Raw genomic sequence first — 14,637 nt, 5'->3', positions numbered from 1 at the left:
CATGGATTTCGACTTTTCCGAAGATCAGGAACAACTGCGCGACGCCGTGCGCCGCTGGGTCGACAAGGCTTACGCCTTCGAGCGCCGCCGCGACGCCGTGGCCGCGGGCGGCTTTGACCGCAAGGCCTACGGCGAGCTGGCCGAACTGGGCCTGTGCGGCCTGTACGTGAGCGACGAACACGGTGGCATGTCCATGGGCCCCGTGGAGGGCATGGTGGCGATGGAGGAACTGGGCCGCGGCCTGGTGCTGGAACCGCTGGCACAGACGCTGATCGCCTCAGGCGTGCTGGGCGGCTATGCGGATGCGGCTTTGCAGGCCGAATGGCTGCCCCGCATCGCAGCGGGCGAAGCGCTGGTGGTGATGGCCCACCAGGAACGCGGCCTGCGCCACCGGCTGGGTGCAGGATTGACGCGGGCCACGGCCCAAGGGGGCGGCTGGACCGTGAGCGGCACAAAGAGCATCGTGCCCGCTGGTGACCAAGCCGATGCCTGGCTGGTGCCCGCGCAAACCGATCAGGGCCTGGCCCTGTTCCTGGTGGAACGCGGCGCCAGGGGAACCCAGGCCAGCGGTTACGTCACGCAGGATGGCAGCCGGGCTGCCGAGGTGAGCCTCCAGGACGCCCCCGCGCACCTGGTGACGCTTGATGGGCAGACCGCGCTGGAGCATGCCGCAGACATCGGCATTGCCGCCGCCAGTGCCGAGGCTGTGGGCGTGATGGACAAGACCCTGGCACTTACCGCCGAGTACCTGAACACCCGCAAACAGTTCGGCGTGCCCATCGCGAGCTTCCAGGCCCTGCGCCACCGTGTGGCCGACATGAAGATGCAGCTGGAACTGGCCCGCAGCATGAGCTATTACGCCAGCCTCAAGCTCAACGCCCCAACCGGCGAGCGCCGCCAGGCCCTGGCCCGGGCCAAGGTGCAGCTGGGGCAGTCCATGCGCTTCGTTGGGCAGCAGGCGGTGCAACTCCACGGCGGCATCGGGGTCACGGACGAATACATCGTCAGCCACTGCTTCAAGAAACTCACCCAACTGGAGATGACCTGGGGCGACACCTTGCACCACCTGGCCGAAGTTTCGGCCAGAATGCAGGACACCGCTGGCGTATTTGCCTGATTTGGAGGTCTCCGACATGCACGCTCTTCGCCTCTTCGCCCTGACCGCATGCCTTCTGACGGGTGTGACTGCCGCGCAGTCGCGCACGGAATCGGTTCAGTTTGCCGGTGCGACGGCCAACGCGAGCGAGTTTCCGGCCACCAGCTCTGTCAAGGCGACGCTGTCGCTGCCCAGCACGCCTGCAGGGCAACGGGTACCGGCGGTGGTCTTGCTGCACGGCAGCGGCGGTGTCGATGGCCGCGGGGCCTACCATGCAGCCGGATTGAACCAGGCGGGTTTTGCCACCCTTGAGGTGTACATGTTCGACCGGGACCAACGCCCCCGGCAAGGCCACACCGTGACCTTGAGCCACGCCTATGGCGCATTGAAGTACCTGGCGAGCAGGCCGGATATCGACCCCAACAGTATTGGCGTGATGGGTTTTTCCTGGGGTGGGAACATGGCGCTGCGCATGTCGTCTGCCAAGGTGCGCGGCGCTTTTTCGAACGACCTGAAGGATCTCGGCTTTGCCGCTCACGTTGCGTTCTACCCCGTGTGCTGGTTTCACAACAGCCTGCTGACATCAACCGATCCTGCCACCCAAGACACCTACGCGGCATTCACTGGCGCCCCTGTGTGGATTGCGATCGGCGAGCTTGACGACTACGGCGATCCGCAGGACTGCCCAGAGTTTGGCAAGGGGGTAGCCGATGCGTCCAAAGGCACAGTGGCGGTAACGGTCTACCCCGGTGCCACCCACGGCTGGGACGTTCCGGGCGGCACCTCTCGCACGGTGTACGACCCTACGGCACGCAAAGGCAAGGGGGCACAAGTGAGGATGTTTGCAGATTCGAGGCTGGCAACGCAATCGCGCACCGAAGCCATCCGGTTTTTCGAGCAGAACCTCAAACGTCCCTGAACCCAGTTGGGAGCCTTCGCTCAACCGGCGAGGGGCGGCCTCTGCCACTTCAGTAAAATCGCCGACCCTTCGCGGCAAGAGGCTGTTCTCTGCCCGCTCCTGATCTGCCCCCTGAAAATCCATGCGTTATTCCGTCTCCCACCACAAGCTCAACCTCATCCTGTCCGCCCACGGTCTGTCCTCGGGCGACGCAGGCGGCATCGACAAGCTCTTTGGCGGTGAAGACGGTTACTACTGGTACGGCACCCTGCGCGACCTGTGCCCGCAAGGCAAGACGATCACCTGGGACAACCAGTACGCCATGGTCAATGCCATTCAGGCGCACGAGAACGCCACCGCCGCCGAGGACGAAATGAAGCCGATGGTGCCCAGCCCGGCCAACATCGCCGCGCTCTCGAAGCTGCTGGGCGACCCCGTCTGAACAGGCTGCGGCCAGCGGCACACGCGACCGCTGGCCCCGCAACAGGGGACTCAGCCCCCCAGCCAACCTTGCCGCCAGACCCAGTACAGGCCGCCCATCAACAGCGCCAGCAGAATCCACCACGGCCAGGGGCTGGACTGCTCCGCGTACGGATCGGCGAGTGATCTCTCGGCCCCTTGCGGCAGCTGGGCCACACCGGTCAGCGAAGCGCCAAACGGGATGTTGATGCGCGCGCGGATGTTCACGGCCCAGCCGTTCGCGTCGAGCAGCGGACCCACGTTGCGCTTGCGCAGCTTGAGCCAGGCCAGCAGCATGGACGGCCCCGAGATGAGCAGCATGACGCCCAGCACCACCAGCGGCATCTGCCAGGCAGGCAACCGCAGGAAACCGGTGACCACCGCCGCCAACGCTGTACCCAGCGCACCCAGCGCCAGGCCGATGGCGGCAAAGATACCGGCGAACTTGGCGATGTCGAAAGCCTGGGCGGGTTTGGCGTCTGCGGCTGGCGCGGGCGCATCGGCCTTGGCACCAGCGTCGGCCACGCGGGCAGCTGCCTTGGCTTCCACGTCCTTGTCGCGCGAGGCGGCAAACTTGTGGACCTGCTCGCCGATCAGGCGCGAGATGCGCTTGTAGGGCGACCAGAAGGCCTGCCGCACGCTGATGGGCGCTTCCACCACCTTCACCACGCTCGCGTTCCAGTCGCGGCCCTGGCGGTCGTAGAACACGCCGTTGCGGCCCGGCACCATCATGTCGTCGGCATCGCCGCCGGTCATGGCAGCCACGATGGTGATGGGCGGTTCGCCCTGGCGAACACACTGGCAATAGACAAGATACGTGCCCGACAGCGGGGCCAGCGCGGCATGGCGGCCCATGTCACCCACGCGCAGGCACAGGTCGCAGCTGCGCTGGTCGATATAGAGCGTGCCCGCCTGGAAGATGGCCGGGCGCTCGGGGCCGTAGAAGTCGCTCAGGTTGACGAAGTTGCGCAGGAGCGTGATCAGGTCCCGGCGCAGGCGCACCAGGCGTTCGAGTGCCTCGATGGCCGTGGCGCTGGCTTCGGCAGTCTGGTCCTTCTCGATCAAGGCCTTCAGCGTGGCGGGGGCCGCCCCGCTCAGGATGTCGCGCAGCGTCTCTGCCGGCACGTCGGCCACCGGGGTGGCCGGGCGGGCGGCCAGCCACTCACGGTAGGCACCGAACCGCGCGGCCAGCGCGTCCCATTCGGCCTGGGTGAGCTGCTCACGCTCCCCCAGCACCGGCGTGACGACCTGCTCACGCAAGGCGGCCACCCTCGCCTGCCAGGCGGGGTTGATGCCGTCGCGCAGCGGCAGAAGTCCATCCGTGGCCACCTTGGCCAGCGGCAGGCTGGCCACTTCCTCGCTGGCATTGCTCAACGCCAGGGCGGACAGTTCGGCGTAACGGGTGTCGGCGGGATTGAGTGCCGCCTCGGCCCGCCCATCGAAGGCGGCAAGGCTGCAGCGTGTGAAGTAGTCCCGCACCTTGTCCTGCACGGCATCGAAGGCGGCCAGCGCGGCAGGGGTCTGCTCACCCCAGGCCATCACGCTGCCGACACCGGTTTCCGCCTGGGCATGCCAGTCCACCACCTGCTGCGCAGCGGCCAGGAAGGCATCCAGCGTCTCGCCCGACACACCGGGCTGGCCGCTGCGGTCCTTCAGCGCGCCCTGCGCGGCGATGACGTGGCCGATCAGCGCGGCACTGGCCTCGTCGGGTGCCAGTTCAGCGGGGACGATCCCGTCGCCGTTGGGCTGCGCGGGCGGGAAGATCAGGCCCAGATCGGCGAAATCGTTCACGGCCAGAGCTGCGGCTTCAGGCTTGCCCAGGCGCTCCAGCACCTGGCGCGCCGCCCCCAGCAAACGCGGCCCCTCGTCGGCACCGGGGTGGATGGCATCAAGCGCCAGGGTATCGCCTGGCTGGAACAGCACATCCGGGTCGTTCAGCATGGCGCAAGCCCAGCGCACAGCCTCGCGCAGTTCGGGCACGCGGATGCGCCCATCACCGTCGGTGTCGATGAGTTGCAGGGTGCGCGTGTCGAATTCGAGCCCCGAGGTGGGACAAGCCAGCACGGCCCAGAGTTTCTGGTCCAGCTCACCCAGCCGGATCAGGTCCTGGGCGTTTTCGATGCGCACCTGGTCAAAGCCCCCCGACCGGAAAAAACGCCAGCGATGCTGGCCGTGCGGTTCACCCATGCGTGTACTCCTCTGTGGGTTGCTGTCTACGGCCAACCGCGTGTGCGGCGCCCCTCCCGATCGATGTTAGCAGTTCAAGCAGACCCAACCCGCCGTGACAGGACGATCAGGCGTGAAGGCGTGAGGTCTTGGGCAGGTGGGCCATGAGAAATTCCATCTGGTCCGCCAGGATGCGGCGGTTGCGCAGAATGAAATCCTCCCAGAGACTGGGCACGTAGGGTGCATAGAGCAGTGGCATGCGGGCCTGCTCGGGTGTGCGGTTGGCCTTGCGGTGGTTGCACGAACGGCAGGCGGTGACCACGTTCATCCACTGGTCGCGCCCCTTCTGCGCCAGCGGCACAATGTGTTCGCGCGTGAGCTCCTCTTCATGGAAATGGCCGCCGCAGTAGGCGCAGACGTTGCGGTCGCGCGCAAAAAGCTTGCCGTTGCTCAACGTGGGCTTCAGGTCGAAGGGGTTGATGGCAGGCACGCCACGGGTTCCGATGATGGAGTTGACCTCGATCACCGACTGCAGGCCCGTGACGGCGTTGTGCCCGCCACGGAACACAGCGACCCGCTGGCCCATTTCCCAGCGCACCTCGTCGGCCGCGTAGTGAAGCACAGCCTCTTCCAGGCTGATCCACGATTGCGGCAGACCCTGCGCCGACAGCTTCAACACCTTCAAGACCGACCTCCGCGCGTAACGCCCCTGGGGGCACCGAACCACAGGAATTCGTCCTGCCCGGCGCAACGCAGCGCTGCGACCGGGCGGATGCATGAACTTGTGTCAATATAGCGCGCTTTTGTATCGGTTTTCCGGCAAAACTTCTGAAATCCCCTGACCGTCGCATGAAAATCATCCAAGGCCTGAACAACCTGCTGCGCCACGCCAGCGCACGGGACACGGGCTGCGCCCTGACCATAGGCAATTTCGACGGCGTGCACCGCGGCCACCAGGCCATGCTGGCCCTGCTGATCAACGAGGCGCGCCACCGCGGCGTGCCCAGTTGCGCGCTGACCTTCGAGCCCCACCCGCGCGACTTCTTTGCCCAGAAGTTTCACAAGCCCGAATTGGCACCTGCGCGCATTGCCACCCTGCGCGACAAGCTGAACGAACTGCGCCGCTGCGGTGTGGATCAGTGCGTCATCCTGCCATTCAACGAACAGCTGGCCAGCCTGCCCGCGCAGAGTTTCATTGACGACGTGCTGGTTCGCGCCCTGGGTGTGCGCTATGTGCTGGTGGGCGACGACTTCCGCTTCGGCGCGCAGCGCCAGGGCGACTACGCCATGCTCGACGCCGCAGGCACCACCCACGGCTTTGACGTGGCGCGCATGATGAGCTACGAAGTGCATGGGCTGCGCGTGTCCAGTTCTGCCGTGCGCGACGCACTGGCCGAAGGGCGCATGGACGACGTGGCCGCGCTGCTCGGCCGCCCCTACAGCGTCAGCGGACACGTGGTGCATGGCCGCAAGCTGGGCCGCGAACTGGGCGCCACTGCGGCAGGCGCGGGCAACGGCTTTCGCACGCTGAACCTGCGCTTTGCCCACTGGAAACCTGCGGCCAGCGGCATCTTCGTGGTGCAGGTGCACGGGCTGGACGACGACCCCGACGCCGCCCCCCTGCCCGGCGTGGCCAACCTGGGAATACGGCCCTCGCTCGACCCCGACGACGTCAACGGCGGGCGCGTTCTGCTGGAAACCCACTGCCTGGAGTGGCCCGAACGCGTGCGGCGCGCCCTGGCCCACGCACCGTCTCCCGGAGAGGCCTACGGTAAAATCATCCGTGTGGAACTGCTGCACAAACTGCACGACGAACTCAGGTACGACAGTCTGGATGCCCTGACGAGGGGCATTGCCAAGGACTGCGATGACGCACGCGCCTGGTTCTCGGCGAACGCCACCCCCCACGCGTCGGTGCGCCGCCAGACCACGCGCGACCGAATTTAAAGCCCGCCCCAGCCGCCCGGCTGTTGCCGCACGCCCCTGGACAGGCTCGGGGTGCGTGGCCCCCTCACCCGGTTTCCTGCGCCTGCGCGGGCCGAGCCTGTCAGAAATTCCGAGACACAAGCCATGTCCGACGCCAAAGCCAACGCCCCCCAGTCCGGCACCGACCACAGCAAGACGCTGAACCTGCCCGACACCCCCTTTCCCATGCGCGGCAACCTGCCCCAGCGCGAGCCAGACTGGGTGAAGCAATGGGAAGAGCAAGGCATCTACCGCCGCCTGCGCGACGCCCGCGTGGGCGCGCCCAAGTTCATCCTGCACGACGGCCCGCCCTACGCCAACGGCCAGATCCACATCGGCCACGCCGTCAACAAGGTGCTCAAGGACATGATCGTCAAGGCGCGCCAGCTGGCTGGCTTCGATGCGCAATACATCCCGGGCTGGGACTGCCACGGCCTGCCGATCGAAAACGCCATCGAGAAGCTGCATGGCCGGGGCCTGCAGCGCGACGAGATGCAGGCCAAGAGCCGCGCCTTCGCCACCGAGCAGATCGGCCAGCAGATGGCCGACTTCAAGCGGCTGGGCGTGCTGGGCCAGTGGGACAACCCCTACAAAACCATGGCCTTTGCCACCGAAGCCAATGAAATCCGCGCCTTCAAGCGCGTGATGGAACGCGGCTTCGTGTACCGTGGCTTGAAGCCCGTGTACTGGTGCTTCGACTGCGGCTCCTCGCTGGCCGAGTTCGAGATCGAATACCAGGACAAGAAGAGCCAGACGCTGGACGTGGGCTTCCCCTGCGCCGAACCGGCCAAGCTGCTGCAGGCCTTCTTCGGCCAGAGCGGCCTGCCGCACGCCGACACGGCTGGCCTGCAAGACAAGCCGATGTTCGTGGTGATCTGGACCACCACGGCCTGGACCATCCCCGCCAACCAGGCGCTCAACCTCAACCCCGAGCTGACCTACGCGCTGGTCGACACCCCGCGCGGCCTTCTGGTGCTGGCCGAATCGCTGGTGGAAAAGTGCCTGGAACGCTACCAGCTGGAAGGCACCGTGCTGGCTACTGCCCAAGGCCGGGCGCTGGAGATGATCCACTTCAAGCACCCGCTGGCGCACGTGCACCCGGGTTACGACCGCCTGAGCCCCATCTACCTGGCCGACTACGCCACCGCCGACGACGGCACGGGTATCGTGCACTCCTCGCCCGCCTACGGCGTGGACGACTTCAACTCCTGCGTGGCGCATGGGCTGAAGTACGACGACATCCTCAACCCCGTGCAGGGCAACGGCCAGTACGACGATGCGCTGCCCCTGTTCGGCGGCATGAACATCTGGAAGGCGGCACCCGTCGTCATCGACACGCTGCGCGACCACGACCGCCTGTTCGCCACCGAGACCATCACCCACAGCTACCCGCACTGCTGGCGCCACAAGACGCCGGTGATCTACCGCGCCGCTGCGCAATGGTTCGTGCGCATGGACGAGGGCGAGGGCATCTTCACCAAGGACAAGGCCGCCAAGACGCTGCGCCAGCTGGCCCTGGAGGCGATCGAGCACACCAGCTTCTACCCGGAAAACGGCCGTGCCCGCCTGCGCGACATGATCGCCAACCGGCCCGACTGGTGCATCAGCCGCCAGCGCAGCTGGGGGGTGCCCCTGCCCTTCCTGCTGCACGTGGACAGCGGTGAGCCGCACCCGCGCACGCCCGAGATCATCGACCTGGCCGCCGAGGTGGTGGAGGCTGGCGGCATCGAGGCCTGGAGCAAGCTGAGCGTGGCGGACATCCTCGCGCGCATTGGCGATGCCACCGACCCGGCCGCCTACAGCAAGAGCACCGACATTCTGGAGGTGTGGTTCGACTCGGGTACCACGCACACCACCGTGCTCAAGGGCAGCCACGCCGGCAGCGGCCACGACAGCGGCCCCGAGGCCGACCTGTACCTGGAAGGCCATGACCAGCACCGCGGCTGGTTCCACAGCTCGCTGCTCACCGCCTGCGCCATGTACGACCGCGCGCCCTACAAGGGCTTGCTGACCCACGGCTTCACTGTGGACGGCCAGGGCCGCAAGATGAGCAAGAGCGTGGGCAACGTGGTGGCACCGCAGCAGGTCAGCTCCAAGATGGGCGCCGAGATCATCCGCCTGTGGGTGGCCGCCACCGACTATTCCGGCGATCTGGGCATCGACGACAAGATCCTGGCCCGCGTGGTGGACGCCTACCGCCGCATCCGCAACACGCTGCGCTTCCTGCTGGCCAACATCAGCGACTTCAACCCGGCACAGGACGCCGTACCCGTGGAACAGATGCTGGAGATCGACCGCTACGCCCTGAGCCGCGCGGCGCAGTTCCAGGCCGACGTGCTGGCCCACTACCACGTGTACGAATTCCACCCTGTGGTGGCCAAGCTGCAGGTGTACTGCTCCGAGGATCTGGGCGCCTTCTACCTGGACGTGCTGAAGGACCGCCTCTACACCACGGCACCCAAGAGTCTGGCGCGCCGCAGTGCGCAAACCGCGCTGCACCAGATCACCCACGCCATGCTGCGCTGGATGGCGCCCTTCCTGAGCTTCACCGCAGAGGAAGCGTGGGCGCTGGCGGGCAACACCCCGTCCATCTTCACCGAAACCTACCTGCCCTTGGGCACGCCCAACGAGGCGCTGCTGGCCAAATGGAGCCGCGTGCTGGAACTGCGCGCCACAGTGAACAAGGCCATCGAGGACGTGCGTGCCGCGGGCAACGTGGGCTCGTCCCTGCAGGCCAATGTGACGTTGACGGTCGGTGCGGAAGACTTCGCGCTGCTGCAGAGCCTGGGCGACGACCTGAAGTTTGTATTCATCGTCTCGGCCATCACGCTGCAACAGGGTGCCGACCTCGCGGTGGAGGTGACCCCATCTGGCGCCGCCAAGTGCGGCCGCTGCTGGCACTACCGCGACGACGTGGGCCACGACGCCGCCCACCCCGACCTGTGCGGCCGCTGCACCAGCAACCTGTACGGCGCGGGTGAAGCCCGCACCGTGGCCTGAAGGCGGGCGCATGGGCAAGGCATCCTCCAAAGGCATGCTCACCTGGCTGGGCCTGGCTTTCCTGATCCTGCTGGCAGACCAGTTCACCAAGGTGCTGATCCTGGGTTACTACCGCCCGGGTGAGGCCACCTACGTCACGTCGTTCTTCAACATCGTGCGCGTGCACAACACGGGCGCGGCGTTTTCCTTCCTGGCCAACGCGGGGGGCTGGCAACGCTGGTTCTTCACGGTGGTTGGGTTGGGCACAGCCGCCTTCATCGTGTGGATGCTGCGCTCGCACCATGGGCAGAAGCTTTTCGCCTTCTCGCTGAGCTGCCTGCTGGGCGGTGCCGTGGGCAACGTGGTTGACCGCCTGCTGCACGGCTACGTGGTGGACATGCTGGACTTCCACTGGCGCTTCCTTTCTCCGGTGTTCCATGGCGGGCACTTCCCCGCCTTCAACATCGCAGACGCGGCCATCACCGCTGGCGCCATCGGCCTGATCCTGGACGAACTGCTGCGCGTGCGGCGCACGGGCTGAACACAGCCCGGCGGTGTCTCAGGCCGCCAGCTGCAGGCTACGCTTGTTGGCCGCCCTCAATGCCACGGCGTCGGGGAGCAAGGGCGCATGCTGGGCGCTTTCCAGCCGGAACACCTGCACCGTCTCGGTCACGTTGCGCGCCATCCCCTCCAGGGATGAGGCTGCGTTGGCCAGCTGCTCCACCAGCGCGGCGTTCTGCTGGGTGATGCCATCCATCTGCGAAACCGCCGCGTTGATCTGCGACAAACCGGCAAGCTGCTCCTCGGCCGCGTGACTGATCTCGGTGACGATATCGTTGACCTTGCGCACGCCATCCACCGTCTGGCCCATCACGCTTTGAACGGCCTGTGTCCTGGCTTCTCCGTCATTGACCTTGCTGGTTGACTCGTCGATGAGGTCCTTGATTTCTCGGGCAGCCAGAGACACACGTTGGGCCAGGGAACGCACCTCTGAAGCAACCACGGCAAACCCGCGGCCCTGGTCTCCGGCGCGCGCGGCCTCCACTGCGGCATTCAGCGCCAGGATGTTGGTCTGGAAGGCAATGCCGTCGATGACCTGGGTGATGTCGCCGATGCGCGCGGAAGACGCCTGGATTTCACGCATGGTGCCACCCAGCGCCTCCACCGCCTCGCTGCCCCGCTGCACGGTCTCGTTGACGGCCGTGGCCATGGCATTGGCCTGGCGGGTGGAGTCGACGGTCTGGCGCACGGTTTCGGTGATCTGTGTGAGCGAAGCCGCCGTCTGCTCCAGGCTGCTGGCCTGGGCCTCGGTGCGCTGTGACAGGTCCAGGTTGCCCTGGGCGATCTCCGTCGTGGCCCGCGCCATCTCTTGGCTCTGCTGGCGGGCGTCACGCACCACGGACATCAGGTTCACGTTCAGCTGCGCCATGGCCTGCTGCATCTGGCCAAAGTCGTCGTCACGGGTTTTCTCCACAGGCTGGGTCATGTCGGCGCCCGCCATGCGGTTGGCTGCCGCCACCAGCTGGCCGACCGGACGCAACATCAGGTACGACAGGTACCGCCATGCGGCCGCGATCCCGCAGACGATCATGCCGCCAGCCAGCGCCTGACGGACAAAAGACGGGTCGTGGTCCACCAGGGAGATGGCATACCCCAGAAGGCCCGTCGTTGCGAGCACGAGCAGAAGGCGCCATTCCAGCCCCAGGCGCATGCGTTCGCGCAGACGGCCCCACCAGGTGGCCCTGACCACCCGTCCGGCCTTCAGCCGGTGAACGAGGTGGCCAGAAGTTTCCTCGGCACGCATGCGGGCATACAGCGACTCGGCCGCCTGTATCTGCGCCTGGCTGGCTTCGGTGCGCACAGACATGTAGCCCGCAGGCACACCGTCATGCATCAGCGGCGTGACGTTGGCCATCACCCAGTAATGGTCGCCATTCTTGCGCCGGTTCTTCACCAGCCCGGACCATGGGCGGCCAGAAGCGATGGTGTCCCACAGGTCACGGAACGCCTCCTCGGGCATGTCGGGGTGGCGAATGAGGTTGTGGGGCTGGCCCAGCAGCTCTTCCCTCGTATAGCCGCTGACCTCGATGAACATGGGATTGCAGTAGAGGATGCGCCCCTTGCTGTCCGTGGTGGACACGAGTGTCCTCCCCTTGGGAAACGGGTATTCGCGGCTGGTGACCGGCAAGTTCAAACGCATGATGACTCCTCAGGGCTCCACAACGACAATGGTTGGCTTATCGCCATAAATCACATTTCACACATTGTCGATTGATTATATGTATCGAGGCCTCACAAAAGCGTTTCAGTGATTTCAGTCACACTTAAACGGAAATCATTTTCAACTTTTATGATATATGAACGAAAAAATATGATGCATGCCATCGAAATTAATCTGGCGTTCAGAATAGACTGGGGGTGTATCTGCGCCAACGGCGCGGAACGCTCGCGCCGCCAGCGCAAGCATCACACCCATTGCAACCGCTAAAATTGGCAAAACAGAGGGGCGACCGCCCCGTACACCCCTCGGAACGCCTTCTTCTGCATGTCGAACCATCAAATCGTGCCGTCAGGCCGCCATGGTCCCACCGTCCGCCACATGATGAAAAGCCATGTGCGCTGGGCGGTCAGTTTCCGGCGGGCGGCAGCGGCGATGACCGCTTTGCTCCTGACCACACAGGTGAAGGCAGACCACATTCATTGCCACCTGTCGTACGCGGGTGCCACGCGCATGCTGACGGTCCCTCCCGTCACACAGGCCGAGGACGTGGAACCGCAACTGCAGGGGTCGTCGTTCGTGTTCAAGGTGGTGAACAAGGCCCTGCCGTTTGAAGAACCCGTGGTGCGTGTGAGCACCTACGCCGTGCTGGGGGGCGAACCGGTCCTGCTGCACCAGGCCAGCTACCGCAGCGCGCAGGTGCGACCCGCCGATGCCGCGCACGGCTTCACAGGCCTGCAGGCCGTGCAGGAACCCCTGCGCGGCTACGAGTTGCGTTACTGGTGCGAGAGCGGCGTGCCGGTCAGGGCAGCAGCACGGTAGAGCCCGTGGTCTTGCGGGCTTCCAGGTCGCGGTGGGCCTGCTGCACCTGCTCCAGCGGATAGCGCTGCTCCACGTGGATCTTGACCTGCCCACTGCCCACCACCGCGAAGAGGTCGTCAGCCATGGATTGCGTGCGCTCACGGCTGGTGATGTGGGAGAAGATCGTCTGGCGCGTCACGTAAATCGAGCCCTTGGCCGCCAGAATGGCAGGCGCAAACGGCGGCACCGGGCCTGAGGCGTTGCCGAACGCCACCATCAGACCGAAGGGCGACAGGCAGTCGAGCGACTTGTCCCAGGTGTCCTTGCCCACCGAGTCGTACACCACCTTCACACCCTTGCCGCCCGTGATTTCTTTCACGCGTGGCAGAAAGTCTTCGGTGTTGTAGTTGATGACGTGGGCCGCGCCGTTGGCTCGCGCCAGCTCGCACTTGGCGTCAGAGCCTGCCGTGCCGATGAGCTGCAGGCCCAGCGCCTTGGCCCACTGGCAGGCGATCAGCCCCACCCCTCCAGCTGCAGCGTGGAACAGCACGAAATCGCCCGGGTGCAAACCTTCTGCAGGCGGGCAACGCTTCAGCAGGTATTGCGCCGTGAGGCCCTTGAGCATCATGGCCGCACCCTGCTCGAAAGAAATGTTGTCGGGCAGGCGGCAGACGTTCATCGCGGGCATCACGCGCACATCGCAGTAGCTGCCCGGGGGCTGGCTGGCGTAGGCCGCGCGGTCACCGGGCTGCAGGTGCGTCACACCCTCGCCCACCGCCTCCACTATGCCAGCGCCCTCCATGCCCAGTTGCAGGGGCAGGGGCAAGGTGTACAGGCCGGTCCGCTGGTAGACGTCGATGAAGTTCAGGCCGATGGCATGGTGGCGGATGCGCACCTCCCCCGGGCCGGGGTCGCCCACGGTCACCTCGACAAGTTTCATTTGTTCGGGGCCGCCAGGCTGCTCTATGCGCACGGCGCGGCTGGTGATGCTCATGAATGGGGTCTCCTGCAGAAATTGGAACACTGCAATGGTGCCACGCAGGTGACGCGAAGGTGTCCCCATGGGGTCAATGCCCCTGCGGCGCTTGATACAGTGCGGGGCATGTCTTCCACACCCACCCAACGCCTGGACGCCGCCACGGCCCTGCTGCTCGTTGTTCCGCCACTGATGTGGGCGGGCAACGCGGTGGTGGGGCGTCTGGCCGCGCCCTGGATTCCCCCTGTCACGTTCAACTTCCTGCGCTGGGTGCTGGCCTTTGCCATGCTGCTGCCGCTGGCGGCGTGGGTGCTGCGCCGGGGCAGTCCGCTGTGGCGCGAATGGCGGCGCTTCGCCCTGCTGGGCCTGCTGGCCATCGCGGGCTACAACATGCTGCAGTACCTGGCGCTCAAGACGTCCACCCCCACCAACGTGACGCTGGTGGCTTCAAGCATGCCGGTGTGGATGCTGCTGGTGGGCCGGCTGTTCTTCCATGCGCCCATACGGCGGCAGGCCCTGCTGGGGGCGGCGTTGTCGCTGTCGGGGGTGACGGTGGTGCTCACCCAGGGTCACCTGGAGCGTCTGATGTCGCTGCAGCTGGTCCCGGGCGACGCCTGGATGCTGGTGGCTTCTCTGGTCTGGGCCTGCTACAGCTGGCTGCTCACGCGGCGTGACGAATCCGCCGAGATACGCAACGACTGGGCGGCGTTCCTGCTGGCGCAGGTGGTGATGGGCCTGGCGTGGGCGTCGGCGCTGACAGCCGGGGAATGGGTCTGGCTGGGGGCCACTGGCGCGCCCGAGCCATTTATTCACTGGAGCTGGGCACTGGCGGCCGTGCTGGTGTTCGTGGCCCTGGGCCCTTCGCTGGCGGCCTACCGTTGCTGGGGCATTGGCGTGCAGCGCGCAGGGCCCACGGTGGCCAGCTTCTTCAACAACCTCACGCCGCTGTTCGCCGCCACCATGTCGGCCGCGTTCCTGGGCGAGCCACCCCGGATGTACCACGGGGTAGCCTTCGCACTCATCGTTGCGGGCATCGTGGTGTCGTCGCTGCGGCGCTGACACCCCTGCCCGCAGGCGGG

12 protein-coding genes are annotated in these 14,637 nt (G+C 66.1%); 8 read left to right on the top strand and 4 right to left on the bottom strand.

The window, feature by feature from the left end:
* Nucleotide 1: 1 nt before the first annotated feature.
* From ACYVHH_RS05880 to ACYVHH_RS05870, 3 genes are all read left to right on the top strand, one after another.
* Entirely contained in the window at nucleotides 2-1,117 is a 1,116-nt protein-coding gene (locus ACYVHH_RS05880) for an acyl-CoA dehydrogenase family protein (protein WP_460564176.1), read from the top strand.
* A gap of 16 nt (nucleotides 1,118-1,133) precedes the next feature.
* Nucleotides 1,134-2,015, top strand: a complete 882-nt coding sequence (locus ACYVHH_RS05875; RefSeq protein WP_460564175.1) for a dienelactone hydrolase family protein — start codon at nucleotides 1,134-1,136, stop codon at nucleotides 2,013-2,015.
* Nucleotides 2,016-2,136: 121 nt separating this feature from the next.
* Nucleotides 2,137-2,436: a hypothetical protein gene (locus ACYVHH_RS05870; RefSeq protein ID WP_460564174.1), complete on the top strand. Its 300-nt coding sequence runs from the start codon at nucleotides 2,137-2,139 to the stop codon at nucleotides 2,434-2,436.
* A gap of 50 nt (nucleotides 2,437-2,486) precedes the next feature.
* Here ACYVHH_RS05870 and ACYVHH_RS05865 read toward each other — a convergent pair whose 3' ends face one another.
* Nucleotides 2,487-4,640 (bottom strand): hypothetical protein, encoded by a 2,154-nt coding sequence (locus ACYVHH_RS05865; RefSeq protein WP_460564173.1) that lies wholly within the window; start codon nucleotides 4,638-4,640, stop codon nucleotides 2,487-2,489.
* Between the two features lie 106 nt (nucleotides 4,641-4,746).
* A complete protein-coding gene (locus ACYVHH_RS05860) occupies nucleotides 4,747-5,304 on the bottom strand; it encodes an HNH endonuclease (protein ID WP_460564172.1) in 558 nt (185 codons plus the stop codon).
* Nucleotides 5,305-5,468: 164 nt separating this feature from the next.
* On the opposite strand from ACYVHH_RS05860, the gene ACYVHH_RS05855 reads away from it, so the two are divergent.
* The 3 genes from ACYVHH_RS05855 (at nucleotide 5,469) to lspA (ending at nucleotide 10,104) form a co-directional block, all read left to right on the top strand.
* Nucleotides 5,469-6,566: a bifunctional riboflavin kinase/FAD synthetase gene (locus ACYVHH_RS05855; protein WP_460564171.1), complete on the top strand. Its 1,098-nt coding sequence runs from the start codon at nucleotides 5,469-5,471 to the stop codon at nucleotides 6,564-6,566.
* Between the two features lie 123 nt (nucleotides 6,567-6,689).
* On the top strand, nucleotides 6,690-9,584 hold the full coding sequence (ileS, locus tag ACYVHH_RS05850) for an isoleucine--tRNA ligase (RefSeq protein ID WP_460564169.1): 2,895 nt from the start codon (nucleotides 6,690-6,692) through the stop codon (nucleotides 9,582-9,584).
* A gap of 10 nt (nucleotides 9,585-9,594) precedes the next feature.
* Nucleotides 9,595-10,104 (top strand): signal peptidase II, encoded by a 510-nt coding sequence (lspA, locus tag ACYVHH_RS05845; RefSeq protein WP_460564168.1) that lies wholly within the window; start codon nucleotides 9,595-9,597, stop codon nucleotides 10,102-10,104.
* Between the two features lie 18 nt (nucleotides 10,105-10,122).
* On the opposite strand, the gene ACYVHH_RS05840 is transcribed toward lspA, so the two are convergent.
* Nucleotides 10,123-11,763 (bottom strand): methyl-accepting chemotaxis protein, encoded by a 1,641-nt coding sequence (locus tag ACYVHH_RS05840; RefSeq protein ID WP_460564166.1) that lies wholly within the window; start codon nucleotides 11,761-11,763, stop codon nucleotides 10,123-10,125.
* Nucleotides 11,764-12,108: 345 nt separating this feature from the next.
* Between ACYVHH_RS05840 and ACYVHH_RS05835 the strand changes: the two genes are divergently transcribed.
* Nucleotides 12,109-12,603, top strand: a complete 495-nt coding sequence (locus ACYVHH_RS05835; protein ID WP_460564165.1) for a hypothetical protein — start codon at nucleotides 12,109-12,111, stop codon at nucleotides 12,601-12,603.
* On the opposite strand, the gene ACYVHH_RS05830 is transcribed toward ACYVHH_RS05835, so the two are convergent.
* A complete protein-coding gene (locus tag ACYVHH_RS05830) occupies nucleotides 12,584-13,576 on the bottom strand; it encodes a quinone oxidoreductase family protein (protein WP_460564164.1) in 993 nt (330 codons plus the stop codon). The genes ACYVHH_RS05835 and ACYVHH_RS05830 overlap by 20 nt on opposite strands.
* 108 nt (nucleotides 13,577-13,684) lie before the next feature.
* On the opposite strand from ACYVHH_RS05830, the gene ACYVHH_RS05825 reads away from it, so the two are divergent.
* Nucleotides 13,685-14,617: a DMT family transporter gene (locus ACYVHH_RS05825; RefSeq protein WP_460564163.1), complete on the top strand. Its 933-nt coding sequence runs from the start codon at nucleotides 13,685-13,687 to the stop codon at nucleotides 14,615-14,617.
* The last annotated feature ends 20 nt before the right edge of the window (nucleotides 14,618-14,637 follow it).

The organism is Hydrogenophaga aquatica (genome assembly GCF_054780915.1).
Note: the sequence above shows the minus strand (reverse complement) of the source record. Positions and strands in the feature narration are given on the sequence as shown.